Raw genomic sequence first — 18,560 nt, 5'->3', positions numbered from 1 at the left:
AAAGGCTGGAGGAAGATCGACTGGACACAGCCTTGCCCCCTCAACTCAAATCCAATTTATGAATAATCAGTCAAAAAAGTGCTTATCTGAACAGCATTGCCGCCACGCGGGGCTTTACCTTGTTTGCCCCCGCGCGTACTGTGCTTGGCAGCCTCTGCCAAAGGATGCCTTTCATGCCTTATACCCTGCTGCCCCCGCCGCCCGCCCACCAGACACCCGACCAGATCCTGGCCGAGGAGCAGCGCTGGCTGCGGGAGTGCGCCGGTGACGGCGAGCCCAGGGCCCTCCTCTGGCAGGGCCCTCAATGCCTCATCGTCACCCGCAAGGACACCCGTTTGCCCCGCTACCAGGCCGCCTGCGAGCAGCTTGCCGCCGAGGGCTGGCCGGTGTTCGTGCGCGACAGCGGCGGCACCGCCGTGCCCCACGGCGCCGGCATCCTCAACCTCTCCCTCATGCTGCCCCGCACCACCACGGATCTGGCCCACTACTACCGGCTGCTGGGGGCGCCCCTGCTCGCCCTGCTGGAGGAACACGGTCTTGCGGGCAGCTACGACTTCGTGCCCGGCTCGTTTTGCGACGGCCAGTACAACCTGGTGATCGGGGGTCGCAAGGTGACCGGCACCGCCCAGCGCTGGCTGGCGCCGGGGCAGGATCACGGCGGCGCCGTGCTGGCGCAAGCCATGCTGCTGGTGGCGGGGGATGTGGATGAAGGCACCCGGATGGCGAGCCGCTTCTACGAACTGGCCGGGGGCGAGCTGCGCTTTGCTCCGGGCACCTCCACCACCCTGGTCCACGCCATTGGCTGGCAGGGGGATGAGGCGGCCCTGGTGAGCCGGGTGAGCGAAGCGCTGGCGCAGCGGCTCACCGGAGATATTCCCTCCCCCTGACCCCCTGGGGGCAACAAGCGCCGCCATTCATTGCGTAAAATGCAAAAAAGCCAAGATGAGCGTCGTGGCTTTTGCGTATTTCGCACAGATATTGTCAGAGGATCCGGGATCAAGCCCCGGGTTTTGCCATCCCAGCCCGGATCCCGGTTGACGCCATGGACAGGGGCCCGGCGACAGGGCACCCCGCAGGCCCGCTTCTCATCAGGCCGTCTGCGGCTCGGGCTCGGATTCCGTATCCCGGTCCCGACTGAAGTAGGCACGGGTCTCGGCAATCACCACGTGGCGCAGGCCGATGAGACCGATGAGGTTGGGCACCGCCATCAGGCCGTTGACGATGTCGGCCAAGAGCCAGATCAGGTCCAGATGGAGGAAGGCACCGCTCGCCACCAGCACCAGATAGATGAGGCGGTAGGGTTTGATCGCCTTCACCCCGAACAGGTACTCGGTGCAGCGCTCGCCGTAGTAGTTCCAGCCAAGGATGGTGGTAAAGGCGAAGAACAGGAGGCCGATGCTCACCAGATACTGACCCACATGGGCATCCAGCCCCTGGGCAAAGGCCAGACTGGTCATGGCCGCACCGCTTGCATCGCCGCTCCACACCCCGGTCACCACCAGCGTCAGGCCGGTCATGGTGCAGATGATGATGGTGTCGATGAAGGTACCGGTCATGGAGACCAGCCCCTGCTCCACGCAGGAATCGGTCTTGGCCGCCGCCGCCGCGATGGGTGCCGAACCCAGCCCCGACTCGTTGGAGAAGACCCCGCGCGCCACCCCGGACTGGATCGCCAGCATGATGCCGGCGCCGACGAAACCGCCGGTGGCCGCATGGCCGGTGAAGGCGCTCCCGATCACCAGCATGACCGCATCGGGCAGGGCGCCTGCATTGTTCACCAGCACCCCGGCACAGGCGACGATGTAGAAGATGGCCATGAAGGGCACCACCTTGCTCGACACACTGGAGATGGACTGGATACCCCCCAGGGTCACCAGCGCCACGATCAGGGTCAGCACCACGGCGGTCACTTCACGGGGTACCGAGAAGGAGAGGCTCATGGCATCACTGATGGCGTTGACCTGGGGGAAGGTACCGATGCCGAAGAAGGCGACGCCGATGCCGAACAGGGCAAACAGCTTGGCGAGCGGCCTGGAGCCGAGCCCCTTCTCCAGATAGTACATGGGGCCACCTGCCATCTGGCCGTTGGCGTCCTGCTGGCGATATTTCACCGCCAGCAGGCACTCGGCGTACTTGGTGGCCATGCCGAACAGGGCGGCCATCCACATCCAGAACAGGGCGCCCGGGCCGCCGAGCTTGATGGCGGTGGCGACCCCGACGATGTTGCCGGTGCCGATGGTGGCGGAGAGGGCGGTGCACAGGGCACCAAAGCTGGAGACATCCCCTTGCTTGCCCTGCCCCTGATCGCGGCCAAAGACCAGCTTGAGGGCCAGCGGCAAACGCACGATCTGAAGCAGACCCAATCGCCAGGTGAGATAGATACCGGTCCCGACCAGCAGGATCAGCAGGGGGGGACCCCAGATAAAGCTATCGATGGCGGCGAGCGCCGATTGAATTGATGACATGCATCCTCCTTAAAAAACAACGATTAAGGAGGAGAAGGATGATCTTCCCATAGGTGTCGCGATCAACCAGAGGCGATCGGATGCGGGCCAAAAACGTGTTCACACTCTTGCTGCGAGGCCGTGATCAAGGCTCATGCGCTGCTCGAAAGCCTCATGTATTTACATACACTCCGGTTCCTGCGCTGCTCTTTACCTTGCTGACGACCTCTCGTGACAGACCGTGAACAGTTCCAAGCTCAGGTACAACCATCCCATCCCCTCTGTCCTTTTGCCTGAGAGTTTCCGGCGCCAGATTGCGATGCAATCACGGTGCCTTGCTCCTTCGGCGCCCGATTCAACGGGTCTCTCCAGAGTATCGTCCAGTAGCAGTCCACACCGGTTGCCCGGTACCTGAAAGATTCACTTCTTCGGTGGATGGTTGCCCATCGCTCTCCTGCTACCTTCATCCGAACTAGTTTGGATCAGGAAGCGGGCATGGTAATCCAAAAAATGTGAGCTGTCTCGCACTCCCTGGCCCCGGCGCCCCCTTTTTACCTGGCCGCAACCCCCAGGCCTGATGTTATTAGTTCGTTAACTATCAACAGCTTATCAAGCTCCCTTCGGGGGTGCTCCCCATCACGGCCCTGATCGCTCCCCGTATCAAGAGCCTGTTTCGTCTCGACCAGAAAAACTTGCCGACATATCCAATCAAAATGCTTGCACACAAACTCAATAAGCCGATAATCCCGCGCATAACTAAGCACTTTGCAAGGGAGTTATGCAATGTGCCTGGTGGGTCCCTCCGGACCGCTCGCCTGAGCCGGCCGTTGCCGGTTCAATCGCATATGGCTTGGGCATATCACGCCCCCTAAGGACTATCAAAAGAGAATGAACGAGACCCTGGTCGCACAAGATTACCGTCAGTTGGTTGAACAATTCGGCTCCCCCCTGCTGCTGCTCGACAAGGCAGCCGTCCGCAAACAGTATCGGGCCCTGGCGGCCGCCCTGCCCGATGTGCGCTTGCATTATGCACTCAAGCCCCTGCCCCACGAGGCGGTGGTCTCTGTCTTGAAGGAAGAGGGGGCCTGTTTCGATCTGGCCACCAATGGCGAAGTGGATCTGGTGCGCAGCCAAGGGGTTCGCCCGGGACGCTGCATCCATACCCATCCCATCAAGCGTGACAGCGACATCCGTTATGCCCTGGAATTCGGCTGCACCGTGTTTGTCTATGACAACCCGCTGGAGCTGGAAAAGTTCCTGCCCTACAAGGATGAAGTGAAACTGCTGCTGCGGGTCAGCTTCCCGAACCCCGAGACCAAGGTCGATCTCTCCAAGAAGTTCGGCTGCACCCCGGAGCAGGCACTGCCGTTGCTGCAACTGGCCCAGGCCAAGGGGATCAAGGTGATGGGGCTGTCGTTCCACGTCGGCTCCCAGGTGCCCCACGCCCGTCGCCACGTGCAGGCCATCGACGCCTGCCGCGAGATCATGGAGCAGGCCTGGGAGCTCGGGCTCAAGCCCTGGGTGCTGGATATCGGCGGCGGCTTCCCGGTGGACTATGACGGCGGCGAGTTCGACATCGACGGTTTCTGCGCCCCGATCCGCGAGGCCCTGGCCAAGCTGCCCGCCACGGTGCAGAAGATTGCCGAGCCGGGCCGCTTCATCAGCGCGCCGGCCATGACCTCGGTCTCCAGCGTGATGGGCAAGGCCCACCGCGGCGACAAGATCTGGTACTACCTGGATGACGGTCTCTACGGCAGCTACAACGGCCAGCTCTACGACCACGTCACCTACCCGGTGAGCACGCCCTATGCCAACGGCGAACTGCACAATGCGGTGCTCTCCGGCCCCACCTGCGACAGCGTGGACGTCATCCGCGACAGCATCATGCTGCCGGATCTCGAGATCGGCGAGCTGGTGGTGGGTCGGGTGATGGGGGCCTACACCTGGGCCTCCGCGTCCACCTTCAACTTCTTCCCCAAGGCGAGCATCCTGATCCTGGACAGCGCCCAGAAGCAGAAGCTGGTTGCCGTGGCCTGAGACCAGGACCCGCGCACAAAAAAGAGGGGACGCCGCGGCGTCCCCTCTTTCATTTCATCATCAGACTAGATGAACTGGCTCGTCAGCAGCCAGCCGGTGTAGGCGACGAAGCAGGCGAGCAGCACGCCCCCCTCCAGCCGGTTGATGCGCCCCTGCCCCTTGCGGCCCAGACACATCACCAGCAGCAACAGGGTCAGCCCCATCATGATGCTCCAGTCACGGGAAAGCACTTCGGGCGCCACCGCGAGCGGGTGGATGCCGGCGGCGATGCCCACCACGGCCAGGGTGTTGAACAGGTTGGAACCCAGCACGTTGCCAAGGGCCAGATCGTGCTCGTTCTTGCGAATGGCGATGAGGGACGATGCCAGCTCCGGCAGGGAGGTCCCCACCGCGACTATGGTCAGGCCAATCACCAGATCGCTGATGCCAAAACCCTGGGCGATGGTCACCGCCCCCCACACCAGCAGACGGGAAGCCCCGATCAGCAGCACCAGGCCGACGATGAGCCAGAGGATGGCGCTCTTGAGAGACATGCCCTCGGAGACGATGTCCTCCTCGGTATCCGTATCCAGCGCATCCCCCTTGCCGTTCATGCCGGCCCAGATGGACCAGCCCATCAGCACTGCGAACACGGCCCCCAGAATGGCGGCATCCATCCGGCCCAGATTGCCGTCGATGAGCAGGGCGCCGGAGAGCAGGGTGATGCCGAGCAGGATGGGGATCTCCTTGCGCACCACCTGAGAGGCGACGGCGATGGGGCTGATCAGGGCGGTCAGACCCAGGATCAGGGCAATATTGGTGATGTTGGAGCCATAGGCATTGCCGAGCGCGAGCCCGGGATTGCCCTGGGAGGCCGCCAGCGCGGAGACCACCATCTCGGGGGCCGAGGTACCAAAACCGATGATCACCATGCCGATCAGCAGCGGCGGCATACCGGCGTAACGGGCGGTGGCGGCGGCGCCGTCCACGAACTTGTCGGCACTCCAGACCAGCAACGCCAGTCCGGCAATCAGGGCAACAAAAGCCAGGGTCATATTGTTCTATCTCATCCACGGCAAACACGAGAGCCAGGCAAGTTGCCTGGCTCCATCCAAACGCGGCCTCAGTGTAACGGGGCCGCTTGCTATTTCAAGGTGTAATCAAACACCGATTAATCTTTCACAGCGCCGCCAGCAGGCTCTGGGCATCCGACACCTCGAACTTGCCCGGCGCCTCCACGAAGAGCCGCTCCACCACACCGTCGTTGGCGATAAGCGCGAAACGCTGGGCCCGCACGCCGCCGAAGGCCCCGGTCTCCTTGGCCAGACCCAGTGCCCGGGTCCAGCTGCCGTCACCGTCCGCCATCATGGTGATGGCAGAGGCGTTCTGGGCCTCTTGCCACGCCTTCATCACGAAGGCGTCGTTGACCGACAGACAGCACAGTTCCACCCCCTTGGCCTTGAACTGATCGGCCAGGACCACGTAGCCCGGCAGGTGAGCGTTGGAGCAGGTGGGGGTGAAGGCGCCGGGCACCGCAAAGAGCACCACCCGCTTGTCGGCAAACAGGGCCCGGGTATCCTTCACCTGCTTGCCCTCGGCGGTGATAAAGGTAAATTCCCCTGCGGGCAGGGATTGACCGACCGTGATCATGATGACGCATCCTTCTGTGGTTCAAAGAGGCCCAGTCTACCCCATTCCACCAGAAGGCGAAGGGGTCCATCGAGCAGCAACCAAGCGATCGGGGAGCGAACGCCTGTCGCCCCTATTTATGGCCTGATGGCAGGCGCCTTGCCTGCCAGGTGGCGATGGCGAGCAGGGAGTCAGGCGTGAACTCGCCCGCCCGATCGGCTATCTCGCCCAGGCTCATCCAGTGCACCTCGCTCACCTCTTCGGCCTGCAGTTGCAGCGGCCCCTGATAGTGACAACTGAACAGGCCGCCCCAGACCCGGTAGCGGCTGCCGCTCGCCTCCCCTTCGGCATAGAAGGTGCCGTAATCCTGCAGGGGCACGTCGCGGATCCCCAGCTCCTCGGCCAGCTCCCGCCGGGCGGAAAGGGCCATGGCCTCCCCCGTGGTCACCACGCCACCGGCGCAGGCATCCAGCATGCCGGGGCAAAAATCCTTGCTCGGGGTGCGCCGCTGCACCAGGATGCGCTCACCCTCATCCAGCACCAGGATGTAGCTGGCACGATGACGCAGGTTTTCCTGACGCACCCTGGCGCGCTCAGCCACCCCGATCACCCTGTCCTGCTCGTCTACTATGTCCACCCACTCCACGTGCGGCACCTTTGTCATGTCTGCAATGGCCGCAGTATATCGGGCCCCGGACCCGGACTCTCACTACTTTTTCAACGCCGGGGCTGCACGCCAGCCGATCACAAGACAGATTCATACAAATCTTTATCAAGTGTCACATCAGTGTCACGGTCCGTCGGCATAGTGTGCCCTGTCCAAACAACAGGGTCTCTTGCCATGAAGGTGTTCAAGCAGTGGTCTCCCCGTCGAATTGCTCGCTATATCAAGAGCTTCCATCATGGAAGTTTCATGGTTGAAGCACTGGGGCGGTTTGAGTTTCAAGGGGGGATCATCGATGTGAAGCCGTTGAGCTGTCATCAGGCGCTGAGCCTGGCCCGGCAGATCAACCTGGCCGTGCGCGATCTGCGCACCACCACCCTGTTGCCGGGCTGACATACTCCTTTCTGTCTGTCGTCGACTTCCATGTACACATTTGCCCGCCGCTCATTCGAGCGTGCGGGCTGTTTTTCTGAAGGTTGTGCCCTGCCTCAGTGCTGCAGGATCTGGGAGAGGAAGAGCTTGGTCCGATCGGACTGGGGGTTGTCAAAGAACTGATCCGGCACGTTCTCTTCTATGATCTGGCCCCGGTCCATGAAGATCACCCTGTCCGCCACCTGCTTGGCAAACCCCATCTCGTGGGTGACGCAGAGCATGGTCATCCCCTCGTGGGCCAGCTCCACCATCACATCCAGCACCTCCCGCACCATCTCGGGATCCAGCGCAGACGTCGGCTCGTCAAACAGCATCACCTGGGGATTCATGCACAGACTGCGGGCGATGGCGACCCGCTGCTGCTGGCCACCGGAGAGCTGCCCCGGATACTTGAGCGCCTGTTCGGGGATCCGCACCCGGCGCAGGAAGTTCATGGCGATCTCCTCGGCCTCCTTGCGCGGCAACTGCTTGACCCAGATGGGCGCCAGGCAACAGTTCTCCAGCACGGTCAGATGGGGGAAGAGGTTGAAGTGCTGGAACACCATGCCCACCTCCCGGCGCACCGTCTCGATGTTCTTGAGATCCGAGGTCAGGGCCGTGCCCTTGACCAGGATGTCTCCGCTCTGGTGCTCTTCCAGCCGGTTGATGCAGCGGATCATGGTGGACTTGCCCGACCCCGATGGTCCGCAGATGACGATCTTCTCCCCTCTGCCCACCTGCAGGTTGATGTTGCGCAGCACGTGAAACTCACCGTACCACTTGTTGACCTCTTTCAGTTCGACAACTGCGTCCGTTTTCATATCAGAACGACTCCTAATGCTTGTGGCCCGTGTTGAGTTTGCGCTCCAGATAGATGGAGTAGCGGGACATACCAAAACAGAACATCCAGAAGATCATGGCGATAAAGACATAAGCTTCGGTGGAATACCCCAGCCAGGCCGGATCCGCCAGGGCCACCTTGGAGATGGCCAGCAGATCGAACAGCCCGATGATCAGCACCAGGCTGGTGTCCTTGAACAGGGAAATAAAGGTGTTCACCAGGGAAGGAATGGTGATCTTGAGGGCCTGGGGCATGATGATGAGGCCCATCACCTTCCAGTAGGAGAGCCCCAGGGCATCCCCCGCCTCATATTGCCCCTTGGGGATCGCCTGCAGCCCCCCTCTCACCACCTCGGCCACATAGGCCGCCTGGAACAGGATGATGCCGATGAGCGCCCGCAGCAGCTTGTCGAGCTCCACCTCGGTACTCATGAACAGTGGCAGCATGACGGACGCCATGAAGAGCACAGTAATGAGCGGCACCGCCCGCCAGAACTCGATATAGACGGTACAGAGGCTGGAGATGACCGGCATGTGGGAACGACGCCCCAGTGCCAGCAGGATGCCGAACGGCAGTGCGACCACTATGCCCACCACCGCCAGCACCAGGGTGAGCATCAGCCCGCCCCAGCGGTTCGTTTCCACCACCTCCAGCCCCGCTCCCCCATGGATGAGGAAGAAGGCGATGACAGGGAACACCAGCAGGGTGAAGAGCGCCAGCCACCCCTTGCGCGTGGTCTTTGGCCAGATGAGCAAGGCCAGCAGCGCCGCTAGACCGGCGAAGGTCAGGTTGATACGCCAGTACTGATCGGCCGGGTAGAAGCCATAGAGATACTGCCCCAGCCGGCTCTCGATGAAGATCCAGCAGGCACCGCCCTGGACGCAGGACTCGCGACTGCTCCCCTGCCAGGTGGCCGAGAACAGCGCCCAGTCCAGTGCAGACCAGATGAGTGGCAGCAATAGATAGGCCAGCACCAGGGTCAGCAGGCCGTTCCACCAGTTGGGGAAAAGGTTCTGCCTGATCCAGGCGAGCGGCCCCCGACGGTGGTTGGGAGGCGGCAGCGCCTCCTGCAATTCATTCACGAACATGACAGCTCCCTAGCGCTCAACCAGCGTCATTCTGCGGTTGTAGATGTTCATCAGCACCGAGGTGGTGATACTGATGACGAGATAGACCCCCATGGTCATGGCGATGACCTCGATGGCCTGCCCTGTCTGGTTGAGAGTCGTCCCCATGAACACCGAGACCAGATCCGGATAGCCGATGGCGGTCGCCAGGGAGGAGTTCTTGGTGAGGTTCAGATACTGGCTGGTCAAGGGAGGAATGATGACCCGCATGGCCTGGGGAATGATCACCAGCCGCAGCGTCTTGGTGGGCGAGAGCCCGAGGGCGGAAGCCGCCTCAGTCTGACCCTTGCTGATGGCCAGGATGCCGGATCGCACTATCTCGGCGATGAAGGCCGCCGTATAGATGGTGAGCGCCAGCAAGAGGGCCGCGAGCTCCGGCAGCACCGTCAGCCCCCCCCGGAAGTTGAACCCCTGCAGCGCAGGCACGCTCCAGCTAAGCGGGCTGCCCGCCAGCAGGAAGGTGATCCCCGGGAGCAAAATGACCAGGGCGGCCACACAGCGCCAGAACGGGAAGATCCTGCCGGTCAGGGCCTGACGGCGGCGAGCCCAGCGGCCCAGCCCCCAGCTCAGCAGTACCGCCAGCACCAGTGCCCAGAGCACGTAGCCGAATCCCTCTTCGAACAGGGGCTTGGGCAGATAGAAGCCCCGCACGTTGAGGAAGGCGAGCCCGCCTATATCCACGCTCTGACGCGGGGAAGGCAGGGTACGCAGCACCGAGAAGTACCAGAAGAAGATCTGCAGCAGCAGCGGGATGTTGCGAAACGTCTCTATGTAGACGGCCGCTATCTTGGCCACCAGCCAGTTGCGCGACAGGCGCGCGACCCCGAGTGCGAACCCGAGCAGGGTGGCAAACAGGATGCCGAGCACGGAGACCAGCAGGGTGTTGAGCAAGCCCACCACGAAGGTGCGACCGAAGGTATAGGTCTCGTCGTAGGGGATGAGGCTCTGCAAGATGCCGAAACCGGCCGTGTTGCCCAGAAAATCAAAGCCTGTGGTAATACCACGGGTGGCCAGATTGGTCAGGGCATTGTTGACGATGTAGAACAGAAACCCGATAACCGCCGCGATGGCCAGGCACTGGAAGAACAGCGCCCGCACCTTGGCGTCATACCACCAGCGGCCCTGTTCTTTCCTATGGTTTGATGCGTGTAACGCCATGAGGATGACTCCGACAAAGCCAGGGAAAACATGGGGGGCCAGGCCCCCCGGTGACTGTCGACTCAGCGGATGGGTGGCGCGTACATCAGACCGCCCTTGTTCCAGAGGGCATTGATGCCGCGATCAATCTTGAGGGGGGAGCCGGCACCGACGTTGCGATCGAAGGATTCACCGTAGTTGCCGACCTGTTTGACGATGTTGTAAGCCCATTTATCATCCAGCCCCAGCACAGTCCCTTTGGGCTCTTCCAGCCCCAGCAGGCGACGGATGTCAGGGTTGGTGGACTTGAGCATCTCGTCCACGTTGGCAGAGGTGACCCCGGCCTCCTCGGCATTGAGCATGGCGTTGAGGCTCCAGCGCACCACCTTGAACCACTGATCGTCACCCTGACGCACGGCTGGGCCCAGCGGCTCCTTGGAGATGACCTCCGGCAGCACCACGGCTTCCTCTGGCTTGGTGAGCTTGATCTTGAGGGCATAGAGCTGGGACTGATCCGAGGTCAGCACGTCACAGCGGCCAGCTTCGAAGCCCTTGACGGTCTGATCCGAGGTATCGAACACCACTGGGGTGTACTTCATGCCGCCATTGGCGCGGAAATAGTCGGCCAGGTTGAGCTCGGTAGTGGTACCGGACTGGATACAGACGGCGGCACCGTCAAGCTCCTTGGCGCTCTTGACCCCGAGGGACTGCTTGACCAGGAACCCCTGCCCGTCGTAATAATTCACCCCTGCGAACGTGAGGCCCAACGACCCATCCCGGGTCAGGGTCCAGGTGGTGTTGCGCGAGAGCAGGTCCACCTCCCCGGACTGCAGGGCGGTAAAGCGCTCCTTGGCGGTGAGGGAGACATACTTGACCTTGCTGGCGTCCCCCAGTACCGCGGCGGCCACGGCGCGGCACACGTCCACGTCGAGCCCGGTCCAGGTACCCTTGGCATCCGGGTTGGAGAACCCGGGCAGGCCGTCACCGACCCCGCACTGCACGAATCCCTTCTTCTTGACGGCATCCAGCGTACCGTCCGCCCACGCATTGGCTGCCATCAGCGACAGCGCCATCACCATACCTGCCTTGTGTATCTGCTTCATGTCACTCTTCCCTGTGGTTTGATTCGAACAGGCATCAAAATCTAGCGAGATGCCATCGTTTCCCTGCTTTTTGGCAGCTTATCCAGCCGCAGAAAAACCTGTCAATCGGTGCAATCCGGCCCAACCATGGTGCAACAGAACAAAATATCTGAACGGGGGAATATGCACTCTCAGAATCAAAAGTAGACCCTTATTTGCCAAATAGCCTGCTGCTTAAAACCCTTCTTGGCATGAGGATTATTTTTCGAAAATAAATCGGCTGCACCGCATTGGGGCAGCCATTTCTGCTGACAACTGACTCATCAGATTCGGTTTTATGCCAAAAGCACCAGAGTGAGGCAGCATGACCCCATATGGAAAAATGGCGATAACAGGCACGGAAAAGCAACAGAAAAAGAGGTAAAAGGCGGGGAAATGGCGACCTCATCTCCCGCAGGCAGGGCTTCAGAAAACCAGGAGGTCATCCTCCCCGTGGACCATCCGCAATGTCGGTGATCACGCCGTTTTCGACGGTGACAAACTGCATGAATTCCCGCTTGCCGAAGTTGTAGGTCCAGCGCTCGGCATACTTGACCGTCACTCTCGCCCCGAAGCCGTTCTCCTCGAAGCGGGTGAGATCTTCCTTGAGCATCGGCTGGCCGCAGCGAACCAGCAGCTCTGCCGTGGTGTCTCCCTCGGTCAGCAAGGCGTTCTTGCAACGCAGGGTACCTGCCTGCACAGGCAAGGCCGCCACCAGCAACAACCACAGAACAGGTTTCATTTTGCACTCCATTTGAACAGCATGGCGCCCAGCGAAATGCACACCAGGGCGAACACCATGACCTGACCCAGAGGGCCTGCCACCTCCTGCCATCCCGCCCCTTCCAGCATCACGGCGCGGGCTGCTTCGATGATCTGGCTGAGGGGCAGCCTGGCCGCAAGCTGCTGCAGCCAGGCGGGCGCGTCTTCCAGCGAGAACCAGACACCGGATAAAAACATCATGGGCAAGCTGATGAGATTGAGCAAACCGCTCGCCAGCTCCTCGTTCTGCAGGCGAGCGGCGATGAGCAGGCCAAGGGAGGCCATGGCCGTTCCTCCCGCCAGGGCGATCATCAGCAGCAGCCACCCCGACCCGATGAGGGGCACACCCAGCAGCCAGTAGGCCGCGCAGAAGACCAGCAGGCTCACCACCAGGGTGATCAGCACCCGTGACAGCAACTGGGCGAAGAGAAACTCCAGCGCGCCGAGCGGCGTGGCTCGCAGCCGTTTCAGCACCCCGTTCTTGCGATAACGCACGATGACGAACCCGACCCCGAACAGGCCGGAGAACATCAGGTTCATGCCGATCACCCCGGGCAGCAGCCAGTCGCCGTAGCGGATGGCGCGCCCGCTCAGGGTCTCTCTTTGCAAGGGCACCTGCACCGCCTGGCGCAGCAGATACTCGGCCATGGCCCCCTGAGGAGCGTCCGGGTTTATCCAGTAACGCCCCCCGGCGGGTGAGAGCAGCAGGTCCAGCTGATGATGACGGACCTTGAGCTGGCCTCTCGACGCCTCGTCATAGGGGATGATCTTGAGCAGCGGCACGGCGCGCAGCGGGGCATAGGTTGCGGGTAGTTCCCCCACCACCCCGATCTGCACCAGCGGTTTGGGCGGGCCGGAGAAGATGAGGGAGAAGCCGATGACCAGCAGGAGCGGGAAAAGCAGGTTCCACACCAGGGCCGCGCGATCGCGTACGAACTCGAGGGTGCGGGCATAGAAGAGCGCCCCGATGCGCTTGAGGGATCCCTTCATCGTCCACTCTCGGGATTGCATGTCGGCAAGGCGTACCGCAACACGGGGGCAACGGTCAGACAGAACTCGGTCATCCCTCTCATGCGCCGCTCCGCAGGCTGTGGCCGGTCAGGTTCAGGAAGAGATCCTCCAGATTGGGGGAGCGCACCTGCATGCCGGTGAGCGGCACACCAAGATCCAGCAAGGCTGGCAACAGGGTCGCCACGTCGGGGCAACAGAGCTCCACCTGATCGCCGACCGGACGCAGGGGATAGCCGAGCCCAGCCAGGGCCGGGTGCCCCCCAAGGCGCACCAGCACGCCGTCGAAGTGTTGCGCTAGCAAGGCAGCCGGCGTATCCAGACTGAGCAGGTGGCCGTGATCGACGATGGCAATCAGATCGCACAGCTGCTGCGCTTCGTCCATGTAGTGGGTGGTGAGCACCACCGTCTTGCCCTGGGCCTTGATCGCCTCTATTCGCTGCCAGAAGTGGTGGCGCGCCTGGGGATCCAGTCCTGTGGTGGGCTCATCCAGAAACAGCAGTTCGGGATCCCCGAGCAGGGCCAGGGCCAGCAGCAGGCGCTGACGCTGGCCCCCCGAGAGCTTGCGACTGTCCCTGTCGATGAACTCGCCCAAGGCGCACAGATCGATGAGCAGCTCCCGTGGCAAGGGATTGGGGTAGAGGCTGGCGAACAGACGCAGGGTATCGCGCACCGTCAGGAAATCCTGCAGCGCCGTGTGCTGGAACTGGATGCCGATGCGGGAGCGATAATCCGGGCCGCGCGGGGCGCCGTGAAACAGGATCCGGCCGCTGTCCGGGGTGAGGATCCCCTCCAGCAGCTCTATGGTCGTGGTCTTGCCCGCCCCGTTCGGGCCGAGCAGGCCGAAACAGCTGCCGGCGGGAATGGCAAAGCTGAGCCCGTCCACCGCCTTGACGCCGGGGAAGTGCTTGACGAGATCGACGACCTCGATGATGGCTGCCATGGCGTGTCTCCCTCACATGGCCGGAATGGACGACGCTCTGACTATATCCAAATCCCCGCCGAAGGCACATGGCCCGTTTGGGCGGTCCAAAAACAAACGGCGACCTCAAGGTCGCCGTTTGCATCACGCCAGCCGGATCACAGGATGTCCAGCAGCTCCACTTCGAATACCAGAGCGGAGTACGGCGGGATGGAGCCGGCGCCACGGGCACCGTAGGCCAGATCCTGCGGAATGTAGAGCTTCCACTTGGAGCCAACCGGCATCATCTGCAGCGCTTCCACCCAACCGGCGATCACGCCGGTCACCGGGAACTCGGCCGGTTGGCCGCGCGCAACGGAGCTGTCGAACACGCCACCGTGGGTGAAGGTACCGTGGTAGTGCACGCGCACGGACTGACCGGCAACCGGCACGGCGCCATTGCCTTCGACCATGACTTCATATTGCAGACCGGAGTCGGTGGTCTTCACTTCGGCGCGCTTGGCGTTGTCGGCCAGGAAGGCTTCGCCTTCGGCGGCAGCGGCCTTGGCGGCAGCTTCCTGCTCTTCCTGCATGCGGGCGGTGATGACCTGGAAGGCATCGTTGATATCGTCACGGCTGACCGCGAACTCCAGACCGTTCAGGGCATCTGCCAGACCTTGTTGCAGGGCCGGGATATCCAGACCGGCGAAGGCTTGCTGAGCCAGTTGGTCGCCCATGTTACGGCCGATGCCGTAGCTGGCCTTCTGTTCGATAGAGTCGTATTGGGACATTGAGAGGTTGCTCCGGGTCCTGATGGTAAAAGAGACGGGATGATAACAGACTTTTTTGCACCGTGCTGCCAAGACGCCCCTCAATTGCCCGCCGGTGGGAGACGCCTCACATCGGCCCCCTCATCCCCGCCCCTTCTCCCGCAAGAGGAGAAGGGAGCAAAACAGGGCACCATGCCGCCGCACAGTCTGTATCAGGGCCTGTCCAGCAATGCCATCACCGCCGCGACCTTGGCGCCGTCGGTGATGTTGACCCGGCCATCGTCCGAGGTACCCATGTTGACGTCACAGAGAGCGGCACCATGCCGCCGCACGGTCTGTATCAGGCCCTGTCCAACAGAGCCCGCACCGCCGCGACCTTGGCGCCGTCGGTGATGTTGACCCGGCCGTCGTCCGAGGTGCCCATGTTGACGTCACAGAGAGCGGCACCATGGCGCCGCACGGTCTGCATCAGGCCTTGTCCAGAAGTGCCCTCACCGCCGCGACCTTGGCGCCGTCGGTGATGTTGACCCGGCCGTCGTCCGAGGTGCCCATGTTGACGTCACAGAGAGAGGCACCATGGCGCCGCACGGTCTGCATCAGGCCTTGTCCAGCACTGCCCTCACCGCCGCGACCTTGGCGCCGTCGGTGATATTGACCCGGCCATCGTCAGAGGTGCCCATGTTCACACCATGGGGCACCATGCCGCCGCGCCAGCCCATGCCGGACATGTGCACTTCATTGACGCCGGTGAATTCGATGATGGTGCGCACGTTGTCGGCGTTGACCCCGGCCCCCGGCATCAGGCTGGCCCGTCCCGCCAGCGCCTGGTGCATGGCCTGCAGGGTTTCGAGCCCCGCCAGCGCGGTCGGCGCATGGCCGGAGCTCAGAATGCGCTCGCAACCCGCCGCGACGATCGTCTCGAGATCCAGCCGCCAGTCGGAGGAGAGATCGATGGCCCGATGGAAGGTGACGCCGAGCGGCCCCGCCGCCTCGACCAGTTGCCGGAGCTTGCCTTCGGGTACCCGTCCATCTTCATCCAGCAGACCGACCACCACCCCTTGCAGGCCCGCAGCACGAGCGGCCGCGATATCCAAGAGCATCATCTCGAACTCGCCGTCGTTGAAGCAAAAATCTCCGGCGCGTGGACGGATCATGGCGTAGACGGGGATGGTGGCGTGGCGCGCCACCTGCTGCATGAAGCCATAGGAGGGAGTGAGACCGCCCAGCCCCAGCGCAGAGCAGAGCTCGATGCGATCGGCGCCGGCCGCCTGGGCGGTGAACAGGGATTCGAGGTTGTCGATACAGATTTCAAGACGGGTCATGATGACTCCTTGTTCGGGGAGATCAGACCCTCTGTCCGATCTCACAGATTGAGCAGGGCTGCACCGCGCACACCGCCGGCTCCACCGAAGCGGGCCTCGCAGATCGCCGGCAGGGCGACACCGGGCAGCAGGTGGCCGGGCAGACGTTTGGGCAACTCCTCATAGAGGGCTGGCAGGGCGCTCAGGCCGCCCCCCAGCACCACCACATCGGGATCAATCACCGAGATGGCGGTGGCGAGGCCGGCGGCGATGATCTCGAGCCAGCAGTCGATGGTCGAGAGGGCCGCCGCCTCACGGGCATCGGCACGGGCGACGATCTGGTGGCCGCTCACCCGTTCCCCATGAACATGGTGGTATAGCCGCTCCAGGCCCGTGCCCGACGCATAGGTTTCGAAACAGACCAGGCGCCCGCAGCCACAGCGGGGACGGGGCAAATCCGGGTATTTCATCAGGATGGTGGCGGGCAGCGGGTAGTGACCTATCTCCCCCGCCAGCCAGTTGCGCCCCTGGATGAGCTTGCCCGCCAGGTAGACGGCGCCGCCGATGCCGGTGCCTATGGTGACGCCGAGGGCGCTGCCAGTACCGTCTGCGGCCCCCTGATGCACTTCCGACCAGAGGAAACAGTTGGCGTCATTGTCGACCTTGACCGGTCGGCCCAGCAGCTCGGCCAGATCCGCCCCCAGATGGCGGCCATGGATGGCGGGCAGGTTGGCCGCCACTATGCTCCCGTCGAGGCGATTGAGGATCCCCGGAAACCCGATGCCGACGGCCCCTTTCACCCCGAAGCGCGCATCCGCCGCCTCGACCCACTCGCGGATCAGCTGCTGCAACCCTTCGTAATCATTGCCGGGAGTGCTCATGCGCTCCTCGTGACAGAGATTCAAGGCGCCGTCATACACAGCGAACGCTATCTTGGTGCCGCCAATGTCAAATCCGTAGTACATGCCACACTCCCTTGCGGTGGACCCGGCCACCTCAGTCTGTCCAGATGGGGCACATTGTATTAATTCGCAAAAAAAATAAAGTGACCGAGGGCGAAAAACGGGAACCAGCTCAAAGCAAACGGAACATTTGTCGCTGTTGGCAAGGTTGTCCGAGGCTCATCAGGGTGCGCTCCTGACCGTCGAACATGAAGCCGCGGCGCAGGTAGAATCCCTCGCCGATGTGATTGCCATCCAGCAGCCAGAGCCTGACGCACTCGCAACCGGCCCGGCGCATCTGCACCGCCACCGCCTGCCACAGCCGTTTGCCATGACCCTGACGCCAGTGATCGGGATGAAGGTAGAGCGCCCGGATCCGCGCCGTCATCAAGCCTTCCTCCAAAGAGGGCTGCCAGTAGAGCAGGCCGATGACCACGTCGTCCTGACAGACCAGCATGGGAACGGGGCCGGGCTCGGCGAGCCGGTGTCGCCAGATCTGCAGGTGGTCGGTCACCGCCAGCTGGGCCAGCATGTCGGCCCCCAGCACCTCCCCGTAGGCTGCCAGCCAGCTCGCCCGCTGCATCACCGTCATGGCGGCGGCATCGGCGGGACGCGCCAGGCGCAGGCTTACGCCTTGCACTGGGGTACCAGCCCTGATGCTTTCGCCTGCTGGTACAGGGGCTGCACTTCGGCCTGCTGGGCCTGCAGGTTGGCGATCCGGCTCTGGTCGCTGGGGTGGGTGGAGAGAAGCTGGGGCGGTGCCTTGCCACCGGAGGCGGCGCTCATGTTCTGCCACAGGGTGACGGCTTCGGCAGGGTTGAACCCGGCGCGGGCCATCAGCTCGAGACCGAGCCGGTCCGCCTCGCTCTCCTGGGTTCTGCCATAAGGCAGGGCTATCCCCACCTGGACCCCGAGGCCCAGGGCGGCCATGGTGGCAGCGCCCCCGAGGCTGTCGCTGCTGCCGATGGCGGCGTCCGCCACCGCCAACCCGATACCGGTCAGCTGATCCCGGGAGAGGCGCTCGTTGGAGTGCTGGGCCAGCACGTGGGTCAGCTCGTGACCGATGACGGTGGCGAGCTGGTCCTGATTCTTGGCGACTTTCAGCAGGCCGCTGTAAACGCCTATCTTGCCGCCGGGCAGGGCGAAGGCGTTGATCTCCTTGGAGTCGAACACCACCACCTCCCAGCTGGTGATGCCATAGCTGGCAGGCACCTGGGCGGTCACCGCCTTGGCCACGCAGCCCACATAGGCATTCATCCTGGCATCCGTGCTCACCTTCTCCTGCTGCTTCATCTGGGTGAAGGAATCGACACCCAGCTGGTTCATCTGCTGGGGGGAGAAGAGCAGCATCTGGTTGCGACCGGTCGGTGACTGGGCGCAACCGGCCAGCAGGGCGCTGCACAAGGCCGTCAGGGCCAGTCTGGAGAGGGAAGATGCGCGCATGAGAGGGTCCTTTGCCGTGAAGTTGCCCTATTCTCGGAAATGCC

Annotated in this window: 19 protein-coding genes, 3 pseudogenes and 1 riboswitch; of the genes and pseudogenes, 3 read left to right on the top strand and 19 right to left on the bottom strand. The window is 62.8% G+C overall.

The features are described from left to right. Positions 1 to 173 precede the first annotated feature (173 nt). Positions 174 to 887, top strand: a complete 714-nt coding sequence (locus J9889_RS02680) for a protein ligase (RefSeq protein ID WP_210555950.1) — start codon at positions 174 to 176, stop codon at positions 885 to 887. Between the two features lie 201 nt (positions 888 to 1,088). On the opposite strand, the gene J9889_RS02675 is transcribed toward J9889_RS02680, so the two are convergent. After that, a complete protein-coding gene (locus J9889_RS02675; protein ID WP_045523510.1) occupies positions 1,089 to 2,465 on the bottom strand; it encodes a sodium:alanine symporter family protein in 1,377 nt (458 codons plus the stop codon). 250 nt (positions 2,466 to 2,715) lie between these two features. Continuing rightward, a riboswitch (glycine riboswitch) is annotated at positions 2,716 to 2,826 on the bottom strand. A 506-nt stretch (positions 2,827 to 3,332) separates the two neighbouring features. On the opposite strand from J9889_RS02675, the gene J9889_RS02670 reads away from it, so the two are divergent. Further along, the gene (locus J9889_RS02670; RefSeq protein ID WP_180906984.1) at positions 3,333 to 4,481 is read left to right on the top strand and encodes a type III PLP-dependent enzyme; all 1,149 of its coding nucleotides are present in this window, start codon (positions 3,333 to 3,335) and stop codon (positions 4,479 to 4,481) included. A 65-nt stretch (positions 4,482 to 4,546) separates the two neighbouring features. Here the strand turns inward: J9889_RS02670 and J9889_RS02665 are convergent, their stop codons facing one another. From J9889_RS02665 to yfcD, 3 genes are all read right to left on the bottom strand, one after another. After that, positions 4,547 to 5,515, bottom strand: coding sequence for a calcium/sodium antiporter (locus J9889_RS02665; RefSeq protein ID WP_210555949.1), 969 nt, complete (start codon positions 5,513 to 5,515; stop codon positions 4,547 to 4,549). 124 nt (positions 5,516 to 5,639) lie between these two features. Then, positions 5,640 to 6,110: a peroxiredoxin gene (locus tag J9889_RS02660; protein ID WP_210555948.1), complete on the bottom strand. Its 471-nt coding sequence runs from the start codon at positions 6,108 to 6,110 to the stop codon at positions 5,640 to 5,642. A gap of 112 nt (positions 6,111 to 6,222) precedes the next feature. Continuing rightward, complete coding sequence (yfcD, locus tag J9889_RS02655; protein WP_210555947.1) at positions 6,223 to 6,753, bottom strand: NUDIX hydrolase YfcD; 531 nt, start codon at positions 6,751 to 6,753, stop codon at positions 6,223 to 6,225. Positions 6,754 to 6,930: 177 nt separating this feature from the next. Here yfcD and J9889_RS02650 point away from each other — a divergent pair, with 177 nt between their 5' ends. Continuing rightward, complete coding sequence (locus J9889_RS02650; RefSeq protein WP_010673486.1) at positions 6,931 to 7,146, top strand: DUF1107 family protein; 216 nt, start codon at positions 6,931 to 6,933, stop codon at positions 7,144 to 7,146. Between the two features lie 95 nt (positions 7,147 to 7,241). On the opposite strand, the gene J9889_RS02645 is transcribed toward J9889_RS02650, so the two are convergent. The 15 genes and pseudogenes from J9889_RS02645 to J9889_RS02575 all read right to left on the bottom strand — a co-directional run bounded on the left by J9889_RS02645 (position 7,242) and on the right by J9889_RS02575 (position 18,516). Beyond that, a complete protein-coding gene (locus J9889_RS02645) occupies positions 7,242 to 7,985 on the bottom strand; it encodes an amino acid ABC transporter ATP-binding protein (RefSeq protein ID WP_010673485.1) in 744 nt (247 codons plus the stop codon). 13 nt (positions 7,986 to 7,998) lie between these two features. Then, positions 7,999 to 9,093: an amino acid ABC transporter permease gene (locus tag J9889_RS02640; protein ID WP_210555946.1), complete on the bottom strand. Its 1,095-nt coding sequence runs from the start codon at positions 9,091 to 9,093 to the stop codon at positions 7,999 to 8,001. A 9-nt stretch (positions 9,094 to 9,102) separates the two neighbouring features. Then, positions 9,103 to 10,290 carry an amino acid ABC transporter permease gene (locus J9889_RS02635; protein WP_232091575.1) on the bottom strand — a complete coding sequence of 396 codons (1,188 nt, stop codon included), beginning with the start codon at positions 10,288 to 10,290 and terminating at the stop codon, positions 9,103 to 9,105. 62 nt (positions 10,291 to 10,352) lie between these two features. After that, the gene (locus J9889_RS02630) at positions 10,353 to 11,372 is read right to left on the bottom strand and encodes an amino acid ABC transporter substrate-binding protein (protein WP_010673482.1); all 1,020 of its coding nucleotides are present in this window, start codon (positions 11,370 to 11,372) and stop codon (positions 10,353 to 10,355) included. A gap of 460 nt (positions 11,373 to 11,832) precedes the next feature. Next, positions 11,833 to 12,144 (bottom strand): DUF2845 domain-containing protein, encoded by a 312-nt coding sequence (locus tag J9889_RS02625; protein WP_029313965.1) that lies wholly within the window; start codon positions 12,142 to 12,144, stop codon positions 11,833 to 11,835. Further along, positions 12,129 to 13,142 (bottom strand): ABC transporter permease, encoded by a 1,014-nt coding sequence (locus tag J9889_RS02620; protein WP_210555945.1) that lies wholly within the window; start codon positions 13,140 to 13,142, stop codon positions 12,129 to 12,131. The genes J9889_RS02625 and J9889_RS02620 overlap by 16 nt, the downstream gene beginning before the upstream one ends. Before the next feature lie 79 nt (positions 13,143 to 13,221). Then, the gene (locus J9889_RS02615; RefSeq protein ID WP_045523520.1) at positions 13,222 to 14,103 is read right to left on the bottom strand and encodes an ABC transporter ATP-binding protein; all 882 of its coding nucleotides are present in this window, start codon (positions 14,101 to 14,103) and stop codon (positions 13,222 to 13,224) included. A gap of 137 nt (positions 14,104 to 14,240) precedes the next feature. Beyond that, a complete protein-coding gene (locus tag J9889_RS02610) occupies positions 14,241 to 14,852 on the bottom strand; it encodes an FKBP-type peptidyl-prolyl cis-trans isomerase (RefSeq protein WP_010673478.1) in 612 nt (203 codons plus the stop codon). Between the two features lie 191 nt (positions 14,853 to 15,043). Next, positions 15,044 to 15,133 (bottom strand): annotated as a pseudogene (locus J9889_RS02605) (copper homeostasis protein CutC); the annotation flags it as partial. Positions 15,134 to 15,171: 38 nt separating this feature from the next. After that, positions 15,172 to 15,261 (bottom strand): annotated as a pseudogene (locus J9889_RS02600) (copper homeostasis protein CutC); the annotation flags it as partial. A gap of 38 nt (positions 15,262 to 15,299) precedes the next feature. Next, positions 15,300 to 15,389: pseudogene (locus J9889_RS02595) on the bottom strand (copper homeostasis protein CutC); the annotation flags it as partial. A gap of 38 nt (positions 15,390 to 15,427) precedes the next feature. Then, positions 15,428 to 16,153: a copper homeostasis protein CutC gene (locus J9889_RS02590; RefSeq protein ID WP_210555944.1), complete on the bottom strand. Its 726-nt coding sequence runs from the start codon at positions 16,151 to 16,153 to the stop codon at positions 15,428 to 15,430. A 41-nt stretch (positions 16,154 to 16,194) separates the two neighbouring features. After that, the gene (locus J9889_RS02585) at positions 16,195 to 17,097 is read right to left on the bottom strand and encodes an ROK family protein (RefSeq protein ID WP_210555943.1); all 903 of its coding nucleotides are present in this window, start codon (positions 17,095 to 17,097) and stop codon (positions 16,195 to 16,197) included. A gap of 109 nt (positions 17,098 to 17,206) precedes the next feature. Further along, a complete protein-coding gene (locus tag J9889_RS02580; RefSeq protein WP_039039287.1) occupies positions 17,207 to 17,713 on the bottom strand; it encodes a GNAT family N-acetyltransferase in 507 nt (168 codons plus the stop codon). Then, positions 17,701 to 18,516: a M48 family metallopeptidase gene (locus J9889_RS02575; RefSeq protein WP_210555942.1), complete on the bottom strand. Its 816-nt coding sequence runs from the start codon at positions 18,514 to 18,516 to the stop codon at positions 17,701 to 17,703. The genes J9889_RS02580 and J9889_RS02575 overlap by 13 nt, the downstream gene beginning before the upstream one ends. Positions 18,517 to 18,560: the final 44 nt, after the last annotated feature.

This window comes from Aeromonas sp. PrichA-15 (assembly GCF_017939245.1).
In the GTDB taxonomy this organism is placed as follows: domain Bacteria; phylum Pseudomonadota; class Gammaproteobacteria; order Enterobacterales; family Aeromonadaceae; genus Aeromonas; species Aeromonas caviae.
The sequence above is the reverse complement of the archived record's forward strand: the minus strand, read 5'-3'. Positions and strand labels throughout refer to the sequence as shown.